This window comes from Salegentibacter lacus (assembly GCF_020164555.1).
GTDB lineage: Bacteria > Bacteroidota > Bacteroidia > Flavobacteriales > Flavobacteriaceae > Salegentibacter > Salegentibacter lacus.
Window position 1 is genome coordinate 1 of the sequence record NZ_JAIQZB010000114.1, and the last position, 254, is coordinate 254.

The window sequence follows — 254 nt, forward strand, 5'->3', positions numbered from 1 at the left end:
CCAAGGCTAAATACTCCTGAGAGACCGATAGTGAACCAGTACCGTGAGGGAAAGGTGAAAAGAACCCTGAACAAGGGAGTGAAATAGATCCTGAAACCATACGCTTACAAGCGGTCGGAGCCCTTTATTAGGGGGTGACGGCGTGCCTTTTGCATAATGAGCCTACGAGTTACCGTTTCCAGCAAGGTTAAGCAGTTCAGCTGTGGAGCCGTAGCGAAAGCGAGTCTTAATAGGGCGTTTTAAGTTGGTAATGG

1 rRNA gene is annotated in these 254 nt (G+C 48.8%); it reads left to right on the forward strand.

The window, feature by feature from the left end:
* Window positions 1–254, forward strand: a 23S ribosomal RNA gene (locus LB465_RS18235); the annotation flags it as partial.